Here is a 15,258-nt window from a genome sequence, read left to right as displayed (position 1 = left end):
TAATTTTGATTATCATTTATTTGAATCCCACTGGGAAAAATTATCACGGCAGGAAAAGGTCTTGATCGTCAAAAATGCCGGCAAATTAGATCCGGAAATTGCCATCTTGCCGGTGCTTACCGGTTTGACTTCGTATTATGCATCCGTGAGAAGCCATGCTCAAAAAAGTCTTGAAGCCATTCAAATAAATATCGGCGAACTTTTAGCAGATGCTTTGGATAAAAACCAATATGCAACGGGCATGAAAAAAAGCTTGTCCCTGTGTGCCAGGATATATGCCGCGATTCAACCCGATATGGCATTTGATCAACTGAGTTTCTTTATAAAAACATTGCTGGGGATTAAAGGTAAAGGTGCCTACTTTGCATTCAAGGCCCTTTGTCAGGGGCTTGTCAGCATTGATGACATGGAAAAACTGATTTTCACGGTCCCTGAACCCGAACGCCTGGCTTTTGTGGATGAATATATTCAATCTTCGCCAGGCATCAGGTTGAAGTTCGGATTTATGTTTAAGCGGATATTGAACTCGATTCAACAACGGGACTGTGTTGTTAAATTCTTTGCCGGTCTGTTTGACCGGCAAAGGGATGTAGACCCATTTTTAAATAATATTAATTCTGAATTAAGAGATCCTGAACAGATCCTTTCCAATGAGATACGCTCCCAATTTCCAGAAACAAGAGTAATCGGGCTGAAGGCGCTTGCCATGATGGTCACAAAAATTTCTCCTGATTTGTTGATCGATATTCTGGATAGAGAGGAAAGTGAAGAAAATCGGATTGCCGTTTACAATATTGTTGAAGAATCTTCGGTGGGGACCTATAAAGAGCTTGCCGATCCGATCCTGCGTCTTTTTTATCAACGGAGTAAAAGAGAAGCGCTTCATGCCTTTAAAGCCCTTGTTGTATCGGGAAAGTTTGCACCGCATACGTTATTGAAAATGATGCGCAATAAATATCCGTCCCTGATACCATTGATCCATAGTGACATATCCGAGTTGTCCAAATTTTCTTTCTTTATTATTCAGGACATTGCGCTGAATCAAAATCAATATGTAAATTTAAATTTCGGAGCAAATCTGGCTTGTATTTTTGGAATGATCAAAAAACGGCCGGAACGGATCGTTAAAATATTTGTCAAATATGCAACCGATGATAAAGCTGTCGACAGAACGGCAATAAAATCGTTTATCGAAAAAACAAAACAGATTCTGGCACAGGAAAAGAAAAGTATTGAAACGGAGTTTGATCCTGTAATCCAATTGGTGAATAAAAAGATCAGCGAGATGTCGCGTGCATCGTTAACTTTAATGCAAAACAGGATAGAGAAACTCAAACATAACGAAAACTCAATAACCGTATATCTTGAAGATCAGGTCTTCACCAGTGTGAATTTGTCCTCTTGTGACTTCTCGCTGACTTCTCTCTTTTTTAATAAATCCATCATTGATAACAGTGACTTTTCCAAAACCTCTTTTTCCAACACGTTTTTCAAGAAGACGGTTTTCCATAATGTTGATATGCGTCAGGCACGGTTTAAAGAGGTCAATTTTGACCATGCCGTTTTTATTAACGTGAATGCAGCATCCGCCGTTTTTACAAACTGCAGTTTTCAACATACTGCCATGTATAATTGCGACTTCAGTCATGCCTGTCTGAAAGAGGCGCCCTTTATAGAAGCCACGATTTCAAAAGTATCATTTAACCTGGCCGACCTTTCCGGATCGTGCTTTTCCTATTCCACCATTTCCGCTGTCTCATTTATGAATGCCGTCATTGATCAGGTCGATTTTTCAGGCACCAATGCCCGGTTCTGTCAATTTCCGCCAAAAGGATCCGTTCACTACAGAGCGGACGCCCTGAATTTCAACGCCAGGAAATATCAACTTTCTGTTGAGAATCTGCCGCCCATGAGAAAATCAATTGTGGCGGAAATGAATATGCAGATTTTCTGTGAGTTTATTCATTATGGAGAGAAAAAATTTTTAAAACAAAATCAGCTTTCCATACTCACAGCCCTTGATCTTTTTAATAAAGATCAGACGGATTTGTTTCAACTGATCCCATTGCTGCTTGATGAAAACATTGTTCTGCCCGGAATGCCGACCATAGACCCCCAGACACCTTGTGGGATCTGGAATTATATGACAAACCCTGAAATCCTTGAAATCTTAAGCAAATACATTGACAGCAAAAAAAAAATAACGGTTGGAGGATGCCGGGAGTATGCGATAGAAAGCCTTTTTACAATCGGAAGTGTCGGGTCCATTGCACAGGAATCAGGCTCCGATATTGATTACTGGGTCTGCATCAATGAAGCCAACTTGAGCTTCCTGGATATCGCGTTATTGAAAAAGAAACTGGAAATTCTGGAAAAAATGGCCTTGGATCAGTTTCATACCCAAGTTACATTTTTCATCGTTGATGTGCAAAGGGCAAAAAACAATGATTTTGGCGAGACAACCCATGAAAGCTCGGGTACGGCGCAATCAAATCTTTTAAAAGAAGAATTTTACAGGACAATGCTGCATGTTGCAGGAAAAATAGCGCTGTGGGCGGTTGTGCCCAGCGCCATATGTATGAATTGCTACAGCGGGATCAGCAACAGCGTGATCATTTGTTCCAATACCTCTAAATATATCGATTTGGGAGATGTCAATGCCATCTCCCCGGGTGAATATTTGGGCGCATCTTTATGGCAGATGTTTAAAAGCTTGAAAAGCCCCTATAAATCCGTCATCAAAATGGCGCTTCTTGAAAAATATGTTTATGCGTATAAGGGGAAAAAACTGCTGTGCAATGAGTATAAAGATGAATGGATGAATTCGGGAGCCCAACTAAAACTTGCCCAGAATGATGCATATTTTATCCTGTTAGAACATCTGCGTGACTATTTTCAAACGGTTGGCGATCCAGATTCGGTTGCGCTGTTGCTGCGCTGCTTTTTTCTAAAGCTGGGCATTTCAGAACAAGCCCAAATTGATGATACCATCTTTGGCCTCAGGAAAATACTTCTTGAACACTGCATCCATCAATGGGGTGTGACCAAATATGACATTTTCAAATTGGGTTGCTTCAAAGATTGGAAATACGGCGAAGTCGCAACTCTTTCAAAGAGTATCAACGACTATATGATCAAAACATATAAAAAAATAATGGATACGCTTTCCGGTCAAGCTCTCAGCCGCTCAAGGCTTAGCCCTGAGGACCGAACCGTGCTGGGGAGAAAGGTGTTTATTGAATTTGTAAAACAACCCGGTAGAATCGAAAAGATGCTTTTCTTACCTCAAAATGACCGTTACTATCAACACTTGTACCTGCAGCATATAAAAGATGGGAAGAATAGGGGCATGTGGCAGTTGCTAAACAAGGAGAGAAACGGGCACCAATATCTGGAAGATATTTTAATTAAAGCAAAGACGATTGAGGCGATAGGTGCATGGTTGATTTACAACCGGCTTTACCGTGAGGATCGCGTCATCAATTTAGTTCCGAATCCAACCTGTGTAACCTTTAATGCAATCCGGAATCTTTATAAGGCCATGCATAATTTTTTCAGTCCGCTATTGGAAAACCCTGTCAGCTTTGATCAACTGTTGATGGCCGACAAGGTTGTTGGACTGTTTGTCTCGACCAATTTTTATGCGCCGTCGAAACAAGAAAAAACAACAGATTATACAATTATTTATCTGAACTCATGGGGAGAAATGTTTCATGAGGGGTGTTCGACCCAGGGTTTTTCCACCATTGAAGAAACAGAGCAAGATATCCTGCGCAAAATGAAGCTGAAAGAGATGCCCTTAAACACAATTTTTTATTCTTCGGAAAAAGATAAAATGATCTATTGAGTCCCTAATCAAAATTAAAGAATTTACCGCACCCTTTTCTCCTTGCTTTTTTACCCCTGTCTGATAGCTTCACGGTCATGACTCTCCCATGGAACCTTTAAAATGATCAAACAATTAAAATTTATTATTTATACCCGTCCCTTTATCTGCTTTTTATATTATTTCATACGTCTTTATACCGCGACCTTCAGGTTAAAAATTGAAAATGAAAAGAGCTGGCAGAGCATGCTCAATGGAAATCAGCCGGTAATTCTGGTAACCTGGCACCAACAGTTTTTTTCGGCCATCCGGCATTTTAAAAAATATGCCCGGTATAATCCGGGGCTGATGATTTCCAGAAGCCGGGACGGGGACCTTATTTCCGCCGTGGCCCGGCGTAGCGGATGGCGCACACCAAGAGGCTCATCCTCAAAGGGGGGCAAAGAGGCCATGGCAGCAATGATTGTGCACCTCAATACCTATGGCTTTGGCGCGCATATCCTGGACGGTCCCACCGGCCCCATGGGCAAGGTCAAACCGGGCATCATAAAAATGGCATTGCAGACCAATGCCCTGCTGGTCCCTTTTTTTATCGATTCGCATCAGGCATGGTTTTTTAATTCCTGGGACCGCTTCATGATACCCAAGCCCTTTGCCAAAGTCCGGCTGCGTTTTTTAGATCCCATCCATATCTACGGGGAAAAAAATGAGGATTTTGACGTCCTGCGCGAACGGCTTGAAACGCTTATGCTGCCGGGCCTCCACCCTTAATTCAGATGAATGACAACAACCCCTCCCCGGTCATACCCAAAAGGCCTGAACACCCCGGCGTATGGGGTGGAGATACCTTTGTAAAAGGTATTGAAGGGGATGCGGTAGGAAAACTTCTGGTCCGGGTCAACATCCAGGATGGTGACAAAACCGGTTGACGGATCAAAGCCTCCCACAGGCGAAATATGGGGAATGTTCAATTCCTTTATAAACGCACCCTGGTCAAAATGGGCAATAATCAGACAACTATTGAAAAATTGAAATTTTTTAAGGTGCCCAAGAATCTGCTGCCTTACCCTGGCCCTGCGCTGGTTTAAGGAACCCCGGATCATTTCAACCTTTTTAAAGGGGATACTATAGGCCACAAGACTGTCTTTCACCACAGCCGAAAGAACCGCCAGCGGCAACCCCCGCCGTCCCTCGTATCCGCCCGGTTCCATGCGCTCTTTCCAGTGGGCTGTTCTCACTTTTTCCAGAATGGCCTGCTGGGTAATCGTCGGACCGGGGGATTCGTACCGCTCCCTTAACACATTGACCACACAGACCACCGACGCCACGGAACACGAAGATTCATGGTATTGTTTGACATGGTGGCGAAACAGGGCAGCCGGAAGGCCTGGCCCTTTGGACAGTCCTGGGGACGGAGTGATATGCCTTGCCTGGCCCGGAGCAAAACTGCCCGTGCGCGTGATCCAGTGAAAAAAATACCTGATGGCCAGGTAAGTGCGGACGATGCAAAATCTGAAAAGATTCATCATCATACCCCAAAAGGCTGATTTATTTTTCACGGATAACGGTCTGTGTCTGGCCAAGTTTCAATGCCAGACCCTGGGGAGTGTCTGTTAAAAAAGCGGTCATCTTTGCCAGGGAATTCTGGGTGAATTTGATCAGATGGGTGTCGGTTTCCATAAACAGGGCGTCCGCTTTTATGTAAAGGGCTTCAGGCTCAAGGGCAATGGTGTCAAGGGTATTTAAGGTCAATTCAATGCCGGCGTTTTTTTTGACAAGCTCCACCACAAAAACAGCCGTCTCTTCATAAGGGAAATAGACCTTTTCTTCAACATCATTAGTTATATTCTGGCGTAAAAAATATCCCTGGTCGTCTTTTTGGATGGATTGATTGAAATATTTTATAATTTTGGGGTGTTCCAGTTTCCCGTGTTCATTGTGCCAGGTGCCGTCGTTGTCCATCCAGAAAACGGCCTGCTCTTTGGGGATAATATTCTGTTTTCTTGTCCGGGTCATGGGCGATCCTTATGTTTAGAATTTAAGGTTTTCTTGTATCTGAAAACAAAAACAGATACAAGTGGCAAACATCTTTAACGATACGCAGAAACACCTTGTGATGACCCGCCATTTGGAAAACGGTCTTTCAATGCTGCCCCGCAAGGTAAAAGATTTTCCCGGCATTGCAGGCCTCTGTGCTGGGGCAGATGAACAGAGCCCTGGAAGAGAAACGTTATCTCCTGCTGGCAGCCACGCCCATTGCCGAGAGATCCCTGACCATCCAGGGTATCCGGGTGGTGGTGAATTCAAGCCTGGTCAACCAGCCGGAGTTTTCACCCTGGAAAACCTGGACCGTACTGTGAGACAAAAATTTAATTCCCTTGACATACTCACCGATTACTGTATACTCCTCAACTATTGCACTACTTTAAAGTGCTTGAGTTTCTTCCTTAGATATTTTCCCCGAGAAATCAGTGATTATTCTTTAAGATCGAGACGATTTATTTTTATTTTTGTTTAGGAGAATACTTATATGTCAAACGGTATAGTAAAATGGTTTAGCGAGTCAAAAGGTTTTGGATTTATTGAACATGCAGGTGGCGGCAAAGATGTGTTTGTGCATCATTCAGGCATCAATGCATCCGGCTTTAAAGTTCTCAATGAAGGTGATCACGTATCATTCGACATTGAAGACGGTCCCAAAGGACCATCAGCTGCAAATGTGACTGTGATTTAAAATACCATTTTATCTTTGTGACATTTTAGCCCCTGAGTAGATTATTACTCAGGGGCTTTTTCATTTTCATCTATCCTCAAATACAACCGCTCCAAAATTCCAAGATATATATCCAACATTAATAAGTCTAAAAAATTTTGGGATGTTGCATTTCATTGTAACCGCTCCATCGCCATTCTGATGGATGGGAGACGACGCCTGTTCGTACCATATTCATGTCAATATAAATCAGAAAACTGACCCAAAGGGTTACACTCAAAAAACTTTAGCGGTATAAAAACAAGAAAATCAGGTACAGAGAAGAAGCCGCCTGCTGTTTCGGGGCAGACCGAATAAATATTAAAAGAAGTGACAGCAATATTTAAAGAACATCAATGAGCTTTTCAATTGATTTGGCGCCGGGTAAGCTATAGAATATTACGGATTTGCAAATTTTATTAAATCCGACAAAGCAAACGAACGTCGAAACAAAAATCGCCCGCAATGACCCTTGCCCATGCGGAAGCGGGAAAAAGTATAAAAAATGCTGCGGGTAAGGAAAAATTATTGATATAACACCCATTGCACAGGAGAATTAACGATGCAAGACGATTTTTACCCCAATATCATGGCCTTTTTTAACGATTTAAAGATAACGCAAAAAGCCACTTATCCCGACCGGATGAATAAGGACGAAGTGTCCACGGTTATTGACCTTGCAATCCACGCCAAAAATTCAGAGTCAATGGGTGGCGGCATCAAGGGGTATGACAAGCTTTTAGAACAAATCACTCGTCGGATGTCATTGGATCACGGCGAAGAAGCCGTAATCGGGTCTTTAAACCAGATTATAACACAATTGGAGAAGATCGCTGAGTATGCCCGTCAATTAGATGAAGAAGAAGCCGGGTGTAAAAGCAATGAAGCTTCGTATTAACATTCAAGGATGGTTGATTACCCAAATTAAAAACAATTTTTCCATGGACTTAAATGAGTTAAGGCACAATACCGCAGACGGATGATTTCAAAAGGGATCTGGGCTCCCGCTGACAATATCCGGGCCGCAAAACAGGAAGTGGCGGATAAGAGGGCAACGCCAGTCTATGCCAATGAGCGAAAGCGGGAACTGGCACGAAGAGAGGCCAAGCAAAACGCCTATACACAAAAATTTAATGATCAAATCATCAAGTTTTTGAATTTCCACCCCAGGTATGAAAAAGAGGCCCAACGCCTTGGAAAAATCATAACCACCCACGCAACCCCTGTGGGCAGCGGAACCGTTGATAGGACCCAGCTTATTCCTATTAATAAGAGAGCTCAAGCTGCTGTAATTGCATGGATGCGACATAAGACCACTGCATATGATTCGATGTTGAAAATCAATTAAAGGAAAACAGAGCCAAATGAAAAAAGACAGGATGTGGAAATCCTGTCTTTCGTAAATCGGCTGTTTTGGTCAATTTACCCCTACAGCCCTCTCTCAAAGGTTAATTTTCAGGGTGTGTATCCGTCTGATAGCGTTCTTAGAAACGCAACAATATCGGCCTCTTCCTCTGGAGTCAGACCTAAATCTCCCAGTTCATCGGTGTTGACATGCACCTCGACTTCCGGGTCCGGCCACGCGTTAACATCTCTTGTGTTGTAAAAATGGACAATCTCTTCTAAAGATTTAAAAAAACCGTTGTGTGCATATGCTTTAACAAAACCTTCCTCCGGCCTCTTATCCACATTTCGAAGGGTGGGGACTTTCTGCTTTCCATTCTGATCGGAATCACCAAGAAATCCCCCAAGCCCCAAATCAACCCAGTCCTCGCCATCCGGATTGATTTTTTTCGGCTGAGAATAGAAAGGATTCTCAGGTTTTTTAGGTACTCCAAGATTATCGTATGTAAAATCAGTAAACAATGGTTTGTCGCCGCTGCTAGGATGACAAGCAGCGCAGTTGCCCTTCTTGTCGTCATTAAAAAGCGAAAGCCCCCGTTGCTCTTGGGCTGTAAGCTCTACTTGGCCTTTCAGATAATAATCGAATTTTGAGGTGAAAGGATTCACCTCCTCGGATCTTTCATAAGCAGCGATGGATTGAGCGATCATCACATAAACATCGTAAGTATTCTGTTTTATATATTTAAAATCGAGAGTTCCAGGCCCCCATACTTCTTCGAAAAGCCCGGCATAGTCCGAAATGGCCACCTTAAGCACAATAAGTAACATATTGGGAGCAGCTTGCTCTACAGGATTCAGGAATGGCCCCATGGCCTGCTCGGCTAAAGGATCACCGAGTACCCATCCTGAAGCTCTTCCGTCCCAGAACATACCGCCGACCCATGCCTCATCAGCGTCGTGATAGTCCAATACAGGACTCTCGCCGCCATAAGCAGCTGTCGGGGGTTTCCGGTTACCCGCCCGGGTATGAATCGTCCCATTATAAACCGCTGGGCCTGCATTGATAAGTGAATCAGGTCCGGTAAACCCAGTTTCAGGAGCGTGACAGCTTGCACAGGACATCTTTCCGTTAACGGAAAGATTTTCGTCAAAAAAAAGAGCCTTGCCGAGTTGCTCTATAGGGCTAAGCTCTTGAGCCATAAGAAGCGTTGGTACGATTGCCAATACAACCATTAAAAACAAATAAAACAATCCTTTTTTCATAAATACCTCCATCAGGTTAAAGTGAAAAATTCATAAATAGCCTCTTTACACTGGAAAGAAGCATTAACCAGCCCAAGGGATGCTCTTGCTTTTAATTTGATTATTTTTTCTCCTGATTCCACCTAAGGCTACCAGGTCAGCACTATTAAGAGAGAAGGGCAGTTGTTATTCAAGTACAACAATTATTGGTGCATATTCAGATAGCTACGATGAAGAGTAACAACAGGATAGCAAGCATAATATTTAAATACAAGCCCTTTTTGAAATTGTAGTTTCAACAAACAACCGTTTAAAAAGAGACATCCGAATAAAACACAAAAAACAGTAATGTTGTTAAAATTCATCCATCATGCTAAATTTATTTTTGATTAAAACAAACATGGGAACAATATGCGAATCGCCGTCATTTCAGACATTCATGGTAATATAGAAGCATTTAAAACCGTGCTTAAAGATATGGAACTTCAGGCGATCAATAAAATTATTTCCCTGGGCGATAATATCGGATACGGCGCTGATAGCGAGGCGGTTATCCAGCAGATAATCGCAAGCAGGATACCATCTATTCTTGGCAATCATGAACTGGCCTGTATCAATGAAAAAGTGTATAAATGGTATATCGGGGATACAAAAAAATCGCTGGATGCCACCCTGTCCAAATTGTCACCATCATCTATTGACTATTTAAAGGGATTACCCGTCAATCTTTCTCAGTATCAGGCTTTTTTTGTCCATGGGTTCTGGCCGGATTCCGTTCGGCATTATCTTCACCAAATCCCCAACTCTGAATTGCGCCATGCGTTTGGGCAGATAAAAGAATCCATCTGTTTTTTAGGGCATACCCACAGATTAAGCCTTGTTTTCCCTGAAGATCGCGACATTCAGGTTCAACCATTGAATCCGGGGTTGACTCAGCTTGACAAAAATAAAAAATATATGGTGAATGTCGGCAGTGTCGGCCAGCCCCGTGACGGCGACCCAAGAGCCAAATATGTGATCTGGGATACGGAAAAATATTGTCTGGACATCCGGTATATAGACTATGACAATCAAACAGCCGCCCGGAAAATACTGGCCGCAGGCCTGCCGTTTAAATACGCCCAGGCAGTAGATCCGGACATAAAAAAATAAGTGCCTCTTTTCTTTATTTTACAGAACAGACCCCTTTGACAAAATTATAATCAAAAAGATCGCTGCAGTTTACAAATCCCATTTGAGCATCCACGGTCCAGACAGCTCTTTTTGAACGGGTATCACTGCTCCAGAGCCACTTTTGATCGGGTGAAAATACGTGTTCCATGCAAAAATCGTCATCATGCTTTGGGTTAACCAGTGACAGTATCTCGTTGATGGTGGGCATTCGCCAATTTTGACGTCCGCCGAATCCGGATTCGGACAGCAGTTGAATATAACGTTGGGCCTGATCCCACATCATGGGATAGCGCGAACCCGATTGCTGCCAGACCAGATTGGTGGCATGGTCTATCACCGTGGTATCACTTATTTTTTGAAACGCATTTTCAACAAAGACCAATGGCTGGTTTAAATCATCCAGATTGAAAACCTTGCCGGCGTCCTTTGCAAGTATTCTGGACGATTCGGATCTGATGGGGAGCGTGGGTTTGATCCGGGGAGCCGTTTTTTTTTCCTGAAAAATTTCATCCGGCGCAAAACATTCTCCCTGTCTGGCATTCTTATATTGTACGGAAAACGCCTTTAATCCATCCGACATTGCCTCCGCTGTCTGAAACCGGTCATCCGGATGAGGGGCAATGGCCTTGAGAATGAACCGGTCACAGTTGCCATCCAATTGCGGATTTAATTCACTGGGCTGGGCTGGATTTTTATCGGGCAGATGACCTGTTACCATCCGGTAAAGGATCACCCCGGCAGAATACAGGTCTGCTCTTTGATCCACGGTTTCAGGAGAATCAATCTGTTCCGGAGCACTATAAAACGGTGTGCCGATGGTAAGTTTTTCTGCACAAAAAAATTGTTTTTCACCCCTGCGTTTGGAAAGACCAAAATCAACAATCTTCACCGTTCCCGTATCTGCAATCATGATATTAAAGGGTTTTATATCCCGGTGAATGATATCCGCCTCGTGCAGGCGGCAAAGCCCTTCAACAATCTGGGTCAGGTAATGGCAGGCTTTGTCAACGGACACCTTTCTGGAGGGCCTGTCTGCCCAATAGGATTCTCCAATGAGTTGTCCTAGATTCCGGCAGTAATATTCCATCAGGTAAAACAATTCATTTGCTCTCTCTTCAAGACTCCAGATGCCCACCACATTGGGATGCCGGATATTTGCAATCACCGCTGCCTCATGAATAAACTGCTCTCTGAGGCATGTTAAACCGACCTTTTCAATCAAGGCCCGGCTGGGGGTGAACAATTTTAAAGCAGCCGTTTTTTCAAGCACCGGGATGGTGACGCGATAAATCCGGCCCATGGTGCCACTGCCGAGAAATGCGTTGATCTTGTATCTACCGATATATTTGTCGTTTTTACTCGTCATCATTTTTTTCTTAAAAGCATATCATCTTCTTTAAAAAATCGCGAAGTCAGCACCGCGATTCACGGCGGCTCAGCCGCCGTGAACGTTACAAATAACCGGCGTGTCCGGTTCATTTAACCGGAAATTGGACAAAAAAGCTATTTGTTAAAAGGACACTGGTTAGCGCAGAGCTTTCATGGCCCCCATATATCCACGCAGTTTTTTACCCACTATTTCCACAGGATGGTTACGGATGGCATCATTAACCTGGATCAGGCGGATGTTGTCCACGCTGTTGTCTTCAAGCGCCAGGCCCTTGCCGATCACATCAGTATCAAGGCCTGCCATGAAATCTTTAAGCAGGGGCACCGCGGTATGGGAAAACAGATAGCAGCCATATTCGGCAGTATCTGAAATCACCACGTTCATTTCATACAGTTTTTTCCTGGCAATGAGGTTAGAGATCAGGGGCACCTCATGCAGGGATTCGTAATAGGCGGATTCGGCAATAATGCCGGCTGACACCATGGTATCAAAAGCCAGTTCCACGCCAGCCTTGATCATGGCCACCATGAGAATGCCGTTGTCAAAATATTCCTGCTCCGGGATGTCTGCCTCCTGGGACGTTGATTTTTCAAAGGCCGTATCCTGGGTCTGGGCCCGCCATTTGAGCAGATTGGCGTCATCATTGGCCCAGTCTTCCATCATGGTTTTTGAAAACGTACCTGTCATGATGTCGTCCATGTGCTTGTTGTACAAAGGTGTCCAGAGCGCCTTGAGCTGCTGGCTTAATTCAAAGGCCTTGATTTTAGCCGGATTGGACAGCCTGTCCATCATGTTGGTGATGCCGCCGTGTTTCAGGGCTTCGGTCACGGTTTCCCAGCCATACTGAACCAGTTTGGATGCGTATCCTTCATCCATGCCGCTGTCAATCATCTTGTCATAGCACAGCAGCGCGCCGGTTTGCAGAACCCCGCATAAAATGGTCTGCTCGCCCATGAGATCCGATTTTACCTCAGCCACAAATGAGGACTGCAAAACACCGGCCTTGTGACCGCCTGTGCCGGCCGCATAAGCTTTGGCAAGTTCAAGGCCCTCCCCTCTGGGATCGTTTTCCCGGTGTACGGCAATCAGGGTGGGCACGCCAAAGCCTCTTTTGTACTCTTCCCTTACTTCGGTTCCCGGGGATTTGGGAGCCACCATGATAACAGTGAGGTCTTTTCTGATCTGCATGCCCTCTTCAACAATATTAAACCCGTGGGAATAGGAAAGGCAGGCATCCTTTTTCATCAAAGGCATGACGGATTCAATGACATTGGAGTGCTGTTTGTCCGGGGTCAGGTTGATGACCAGATCTGCCGTCGGCAGCATCTGTTCATAGGTACCCACGGCAAAGCCGTTCTCCGTGGCATTTTTCCAGGATTGCCGTTTCCCGGAAATGGCGGCTTCTCTTAATGCATAGGAGACATCCAGGCCGCTGTCCCTTAAATTCAGGCCCTGGTGCAGCCCCTGGGACCCGCATCCCACGATCACAATTTTTTTCCCCTTGAGTGCCTCAACCCCGTTAAATTCGGAAGGGTCCATGAAGCGGCACTGGGAGAGTTCTTCAAGTTGCAGCCGCAATGGCAGAGTGTTGAAATAGTTGATGCCCATATATTGTCTCCTTAATTTTAGTTTCTGAACGACAAGTCACTCATCTGCGACGCCGAAGATGGGCAACTTCTCGTCCAAACAACAGGTAAATGTTGTGAATAAAATGGCTTAAAACTATCGTTGCGTCAAATGAATCATTTGCAATTTAGTATTGCAAACATCGAAACAAACTTTTAAAATATTTGATATGACAATGCGTCACCATAATTGAGGCAAAAACAAGAGATGGATATCCGCACCCTTGAATTATTCCACCACCTGGCCGGCTCTGTACACTTCTCCCGGACAAGCCAGGCATGCAATATTTCACCGTCAGCCCTGACCCGGGTAATCCAGCGTCTGGAAACGGATGTGGGAAAACAGCTTTTTATCCGGAGCAACCGCTGTGTGGAGTTGACCTATGCCGGACAGGCCTTTAAAAAATATGCCGAAGATGTGCTTGGCCGGTTTGAACGACTCCAGGGAGAATTATCAAAGGATGCAATCCTGTCCGGCCAGCTTTCAATTTACTGCTCGGTGACCGCCGCATACAGTATCCTGCCCAGATTTATTCCCCGCTATCGCGCCATGCACCCAAGGGTGCAGATTCACCTTGAAACAGGAGACCCGGCCCAGGCGATAGATCGACTGATGAACCGGGATGCAGATGCAGTCATTGCCGCCCTGCCGGAAAAACCCGGAACCCAGATCAGTTTTTTAAACATGGCGGTCAGCCCCCTGGTTTTTATCGGGGCCGGGCATTATCCCGATGTGCTGGTAAGAAACAGCAAAAAGGAGCCAAACTGGGAAAAAATACCCCTGATTCTTGCGGATAAAGGCTTAAGCCGGGAGCGTATTGATCGGTGGTTTGTGGAAAATTCCGTGCTACCGCGCATTTACTCCCAGGTCACGGGCCATGAAGCCATTATCGCCCTGGTCAACCTGGGATTCGGTATCGGATTTGTGCCACGCCTGGTTCTGGAAAAAAGCCAACTTTACCGGGATATTGTTGTACTGGACAACATGCCGGAACTGCCCCCTTATGAAATAGCCCTTTGCACACGGAATACAAACCTTTCCAATCCCCGGGTCCGTGCTTTGTGGGATATCGTTGCAGGGGTGTCTTGAATTCGGTTTTAAATATACATACAGCTTGTTTGGTAATTGCGACAAACCAAGACCAAAAGAGACTTGACCCTTGAATTTGATACATATCGAATTATATTCCCTCGAATGTTTTGCCGAAACCAACAGCCTGCAAGCTGTAACAAAACCCCTGGAGACCAGATATGTCACAAGAAAAAGATCTTCCCGCCGGTGTATTTCTGCAACGGGACGGTAAAACCTTTGCTGCCCGCATCACACCGCCTTCCGGAAAACTCAGCGCCCGGGATCTGGAAAAAATGGCTGAACTTGTCCGGGCCTACGAGGTGCCGATGGTAAAGCTGACCTCGGGACAGCGCATTGGCTTTTACGGACTCAGCAGGGAAAAGATTCATGCCCTGTGTGACGCCATGCCGTTCAGAAGCGGCGGACACTATGTCCAGGCATGTCCGGGGACGGATTGGTGTAAATTTGCCAAGCAGGATGCCATGGGCCTTGCCCAAATCCTTGAGGAAAAATATGGCGCCATTCCAACACCGGCCAAAATCAAACTGGGCATTTCCGGCTGCACCTTTAGCTGCGCAGAATCCCGCCTCCGGGATATCGGATTCATCGGTACGCCCACAGGCTGGCGTATGTTTGTGGGCGGTAATTCCGGCATGAAACCCAGAATCGGTGATGAGCTGGCCAAAGAGCTCTCCATCCAAAAAGCCCTTGCGCTTTGCCAAAAATTTCTCGACCTTTACTGTGAAACAGCCCCGGCCCAAAACAGAACCTCCCGTTTTGTTGAAAAGATGGGTATCCAAACCATCAAAGAAAAGTTAGGTCTTCAGCTGTAAT

At 44.9% G+C, this 15,258-nt stretch carries 15 protein-coding genes; 10 read left to right on the top strand and 5 right to left on the bottom strand.

Annotated features, from left to right (window positions below):
* Positions 1–61: 61 nt before the first annotated feature.
* Complete coding sequence (locus tag DESPODRAFT_RS03005) at positions 62–3,847, top strand: class I adenylate cyclase domain-containing protein (RefSeq protein WP_245532003.1); 3,786 nt, start codon at positions 62–64, stop codon at positions 3,845–3,847.
* A 102-nt stretch (positions 3,848–3,949) separates the two neighbouring features.
* Positions 3,950–4,597, top strand: coding sequence for a lysophospholipid acyltransferase family protein (locus tag DESPODRAFT_RS03000; protein ID WP_004071205.1), 648 nt, complete (start codon positions 3,950–3,952; stop codon positions 4,595–4,597).
* On the opposite strand, the gene DESPODRAFT_RS02995 is transcribed toward DESPODRAFT_RS03000, so the two are convergent.
* A complete protein-coding gene (locus DESPODRAFT_RS02995; RefSeq protein WP_245532002.1) occupies positions 4,594–5,385 on the bottom strand; it encodes a phytochelatin synthase family protein in 792 nt (263 codons plus the stop codon). The two genes, DESPODRAFT_RS03000 and DESPODRAFT_RS02995, sit on opposite strands and share 4 nt — an antisense overlap.
* A complete protein-coding gene (locus tag DESPODRAFT_RS02990) occupies positions 5,375–5,842 on the bottom strand; it encodes a hypothetical protein (RefSeq protein WP_004071203.1) in 468 nt (155 codons plus the stop codon). Before DESPODRAFT_RS02990 ends, DESPODRAFT_RS02995 begins: the two co-directional genes overlap by 11 nt.
* A gap of 188 nt (positions 5,843–6,030) precedes the next feature.
* On the opposite strand from DESPODRAFT_RS02990, the gene DESPODRAFT_RS02985 reads away from it, so the two are divergent.
* The 5 genes from DESPODRAFT_RS02985 to DESPODRAFT_RS02970 all read left to right on the top strand — a co-directional run bounded on the left by DESPODRAFT_RS02985 (position 6,031) and on the right by DESPODRAFT_RS02970 (position 7,926).
* A complete protein-coding gene (locus tag DESPODRAFT_RS02985) occupies positions 6,031–6,186 on the top strand; it encodes a hypothetical protein (RefSeq protein WP_157488400.1) in 156 nt (51 codons plus the stop codon).
* Positions 6,187–6,356: 170 nt separating this feature from the next.
* Positions 6,357–6,560, top strand: coding sequence for a cold-shock protein (locus DESPODRAFT_RS02980; RefSeq protein ID WP_004071202.1), 204 nt, complete (start codon positions 6,357–6,359; stop codon positions 6,558–6,560).
* A 425-nt stretch (positions 6,561–6,985) separates the two neighbouring features.
* Entirely contained in the window at positions 6,986–7,096 is a 111-nt protein-coding gene (locus DESPODRAFT_RS21670; protein ID WP_216594034.1) for an SEC-C metal-binding domain-containing protein, read from the top strand.
* 44 nt (positions 7,097–7,140) lie between these two features.
* On the top strand, positions 7,141–7,476 hold the full coding sequence (locus tag DESPODRAFT_RS02975; RefSeq protein WP_004071201.1) for a hypothetical protein: 336 nt from the start codon (positions 7,141–7,143) through the stop codon (positions 7,474–7,476).
* 81 nt (positions 7,477–7,557) lie between these two features.
* The gene (locus tag DESPODRAFT_RS02970) at positions 7,558–7,926 is read left to right on the top strand and encodes a DUF2293 domain-containing protein (RefSeq protein WP_245532001.1); all 369 of its coding nucleotides are present in this window, start codon (positions 7,558–7,560) and stop codon (positions 7,924–7,926) included.
* Positions 7,927–8,033: 107 nt separating this feature from the next.
* On the opposite strand, the gene DESPODRAFT_RS02965 is transcribed toward DESPODRAFT_RS02970, so the two are convergent.
* Positions 8,034–9,185 carry a cytochrome-c peroxidase gene (locus DESPODRAFT_RS02965; protein WP_004071200.1) on the bottom strand — a complete coding sequence of 384 codons (1,152 nt, stop codon included), beginning with the start codon at positions 9,183–9,185 and terminating at the stop codon, positions 8,034–8,036.
* Positions 9,186–9,575: 390 nt separating this feature from the next.
* Here DESPODRAFT_RS02965 and DESPODRAFT_RS02960 point away from each other — a divergent pair, with 390 nt between their 5' ends.
* The gene (locus DESPODRAFT_RS02960) at positions 9,576–10,316 is read left to right on the top strand and encodes a metallophosphoesterase family protein (RefSeq protein ID WP_004071199.1); all 741 of its coding nucleotides are present in this window, start codon (positions 9,576–9,578) and stop codon (positions 10,314–10,316) included.
* Between the two features lie 13 nt (positions 10,317–10,329).
* On the opposite strand, the gene DESPODRAFT_RS02955 is transcribed toward DESPODRAFT_RS02960, so the two are convergent.
* Together DESPODRAFT_RS02955 and ilvC are read right to left on the bottom strand one after the other, a co-directional pair.
* On the bottom strand, positions 10,330–11,706 hold the full coding sequence (locus DESPODRAFT_RS02955; protein ID WP_004071198.1) for a protein kinase domain-containing protein: 1,377 nt from the start codon (positions 11,704–11,706) through the stop codon (positions 10,330–10,332).
* A gap of 156 nt (positions 11,707–11,862) precedes the next feature.
* Positions 11,863–13,335: a ketol-acid reductoisomerase gene (gene ilvC / locus DESPODRAFT_RS02950; protein WP_004071197.1), complete on the bottom strand. Its 1,473-nt coding sequence runs from the start codon at positions 13,333–13,335 to the stop codon at positions 11,863–11,865.
* A 225-nt stretch (positions 13,336–13,560) separates the two neighbouring features.
* On the opposite strand from ilvC, the gene ilvY reads away from it, so the two are divergent.
* Both ilvY and DESPODRAFT_RS02940 read left to right on the top strand, forming a co-directional pair.
* Positions 13,561–14,442: an HTH-type transcriptional activator IlvY gene (gene ilvY / locus DESPODRAFT_RS02945; RefSeq protein WP_004071196.1), complete on the top strand. Its 882-nt coding sequence runs from the start codon at positions 13,561–13,563 to the stop codon at positions 14,440–14,442.
* Between the two features lie 161 nt (positions 14,443–14,603).
* Entirely contained in the window at positions 14,604–15,257 is a 654-nt protein-coding gene (locus DESPODRAFT_RS02940; RefSeq protein WP_004071195.1) for a ferredoxin-like domain-containing protein, read from the top strand.
* Position 15,258 lies beyond the last annotated feature (1 nt).

The sequence above is a fragment of the Desulfobacter postgatei 2ac9 genome (assembly GCF_000233695.2).
Taxonomy (GTDB): domain Bacteria; phylum Desulfobacterota; class Desulfobacteria; order Desulfobacterales; family Desulfobacteraceae; genus Desulfobacter; species Desulfobacter postgatei.
The sequence above is the reverse complement of the archived record's forward strand: the minus strand, read 5'-3'. Positions and strand labels throughout refer to the sequence as shown.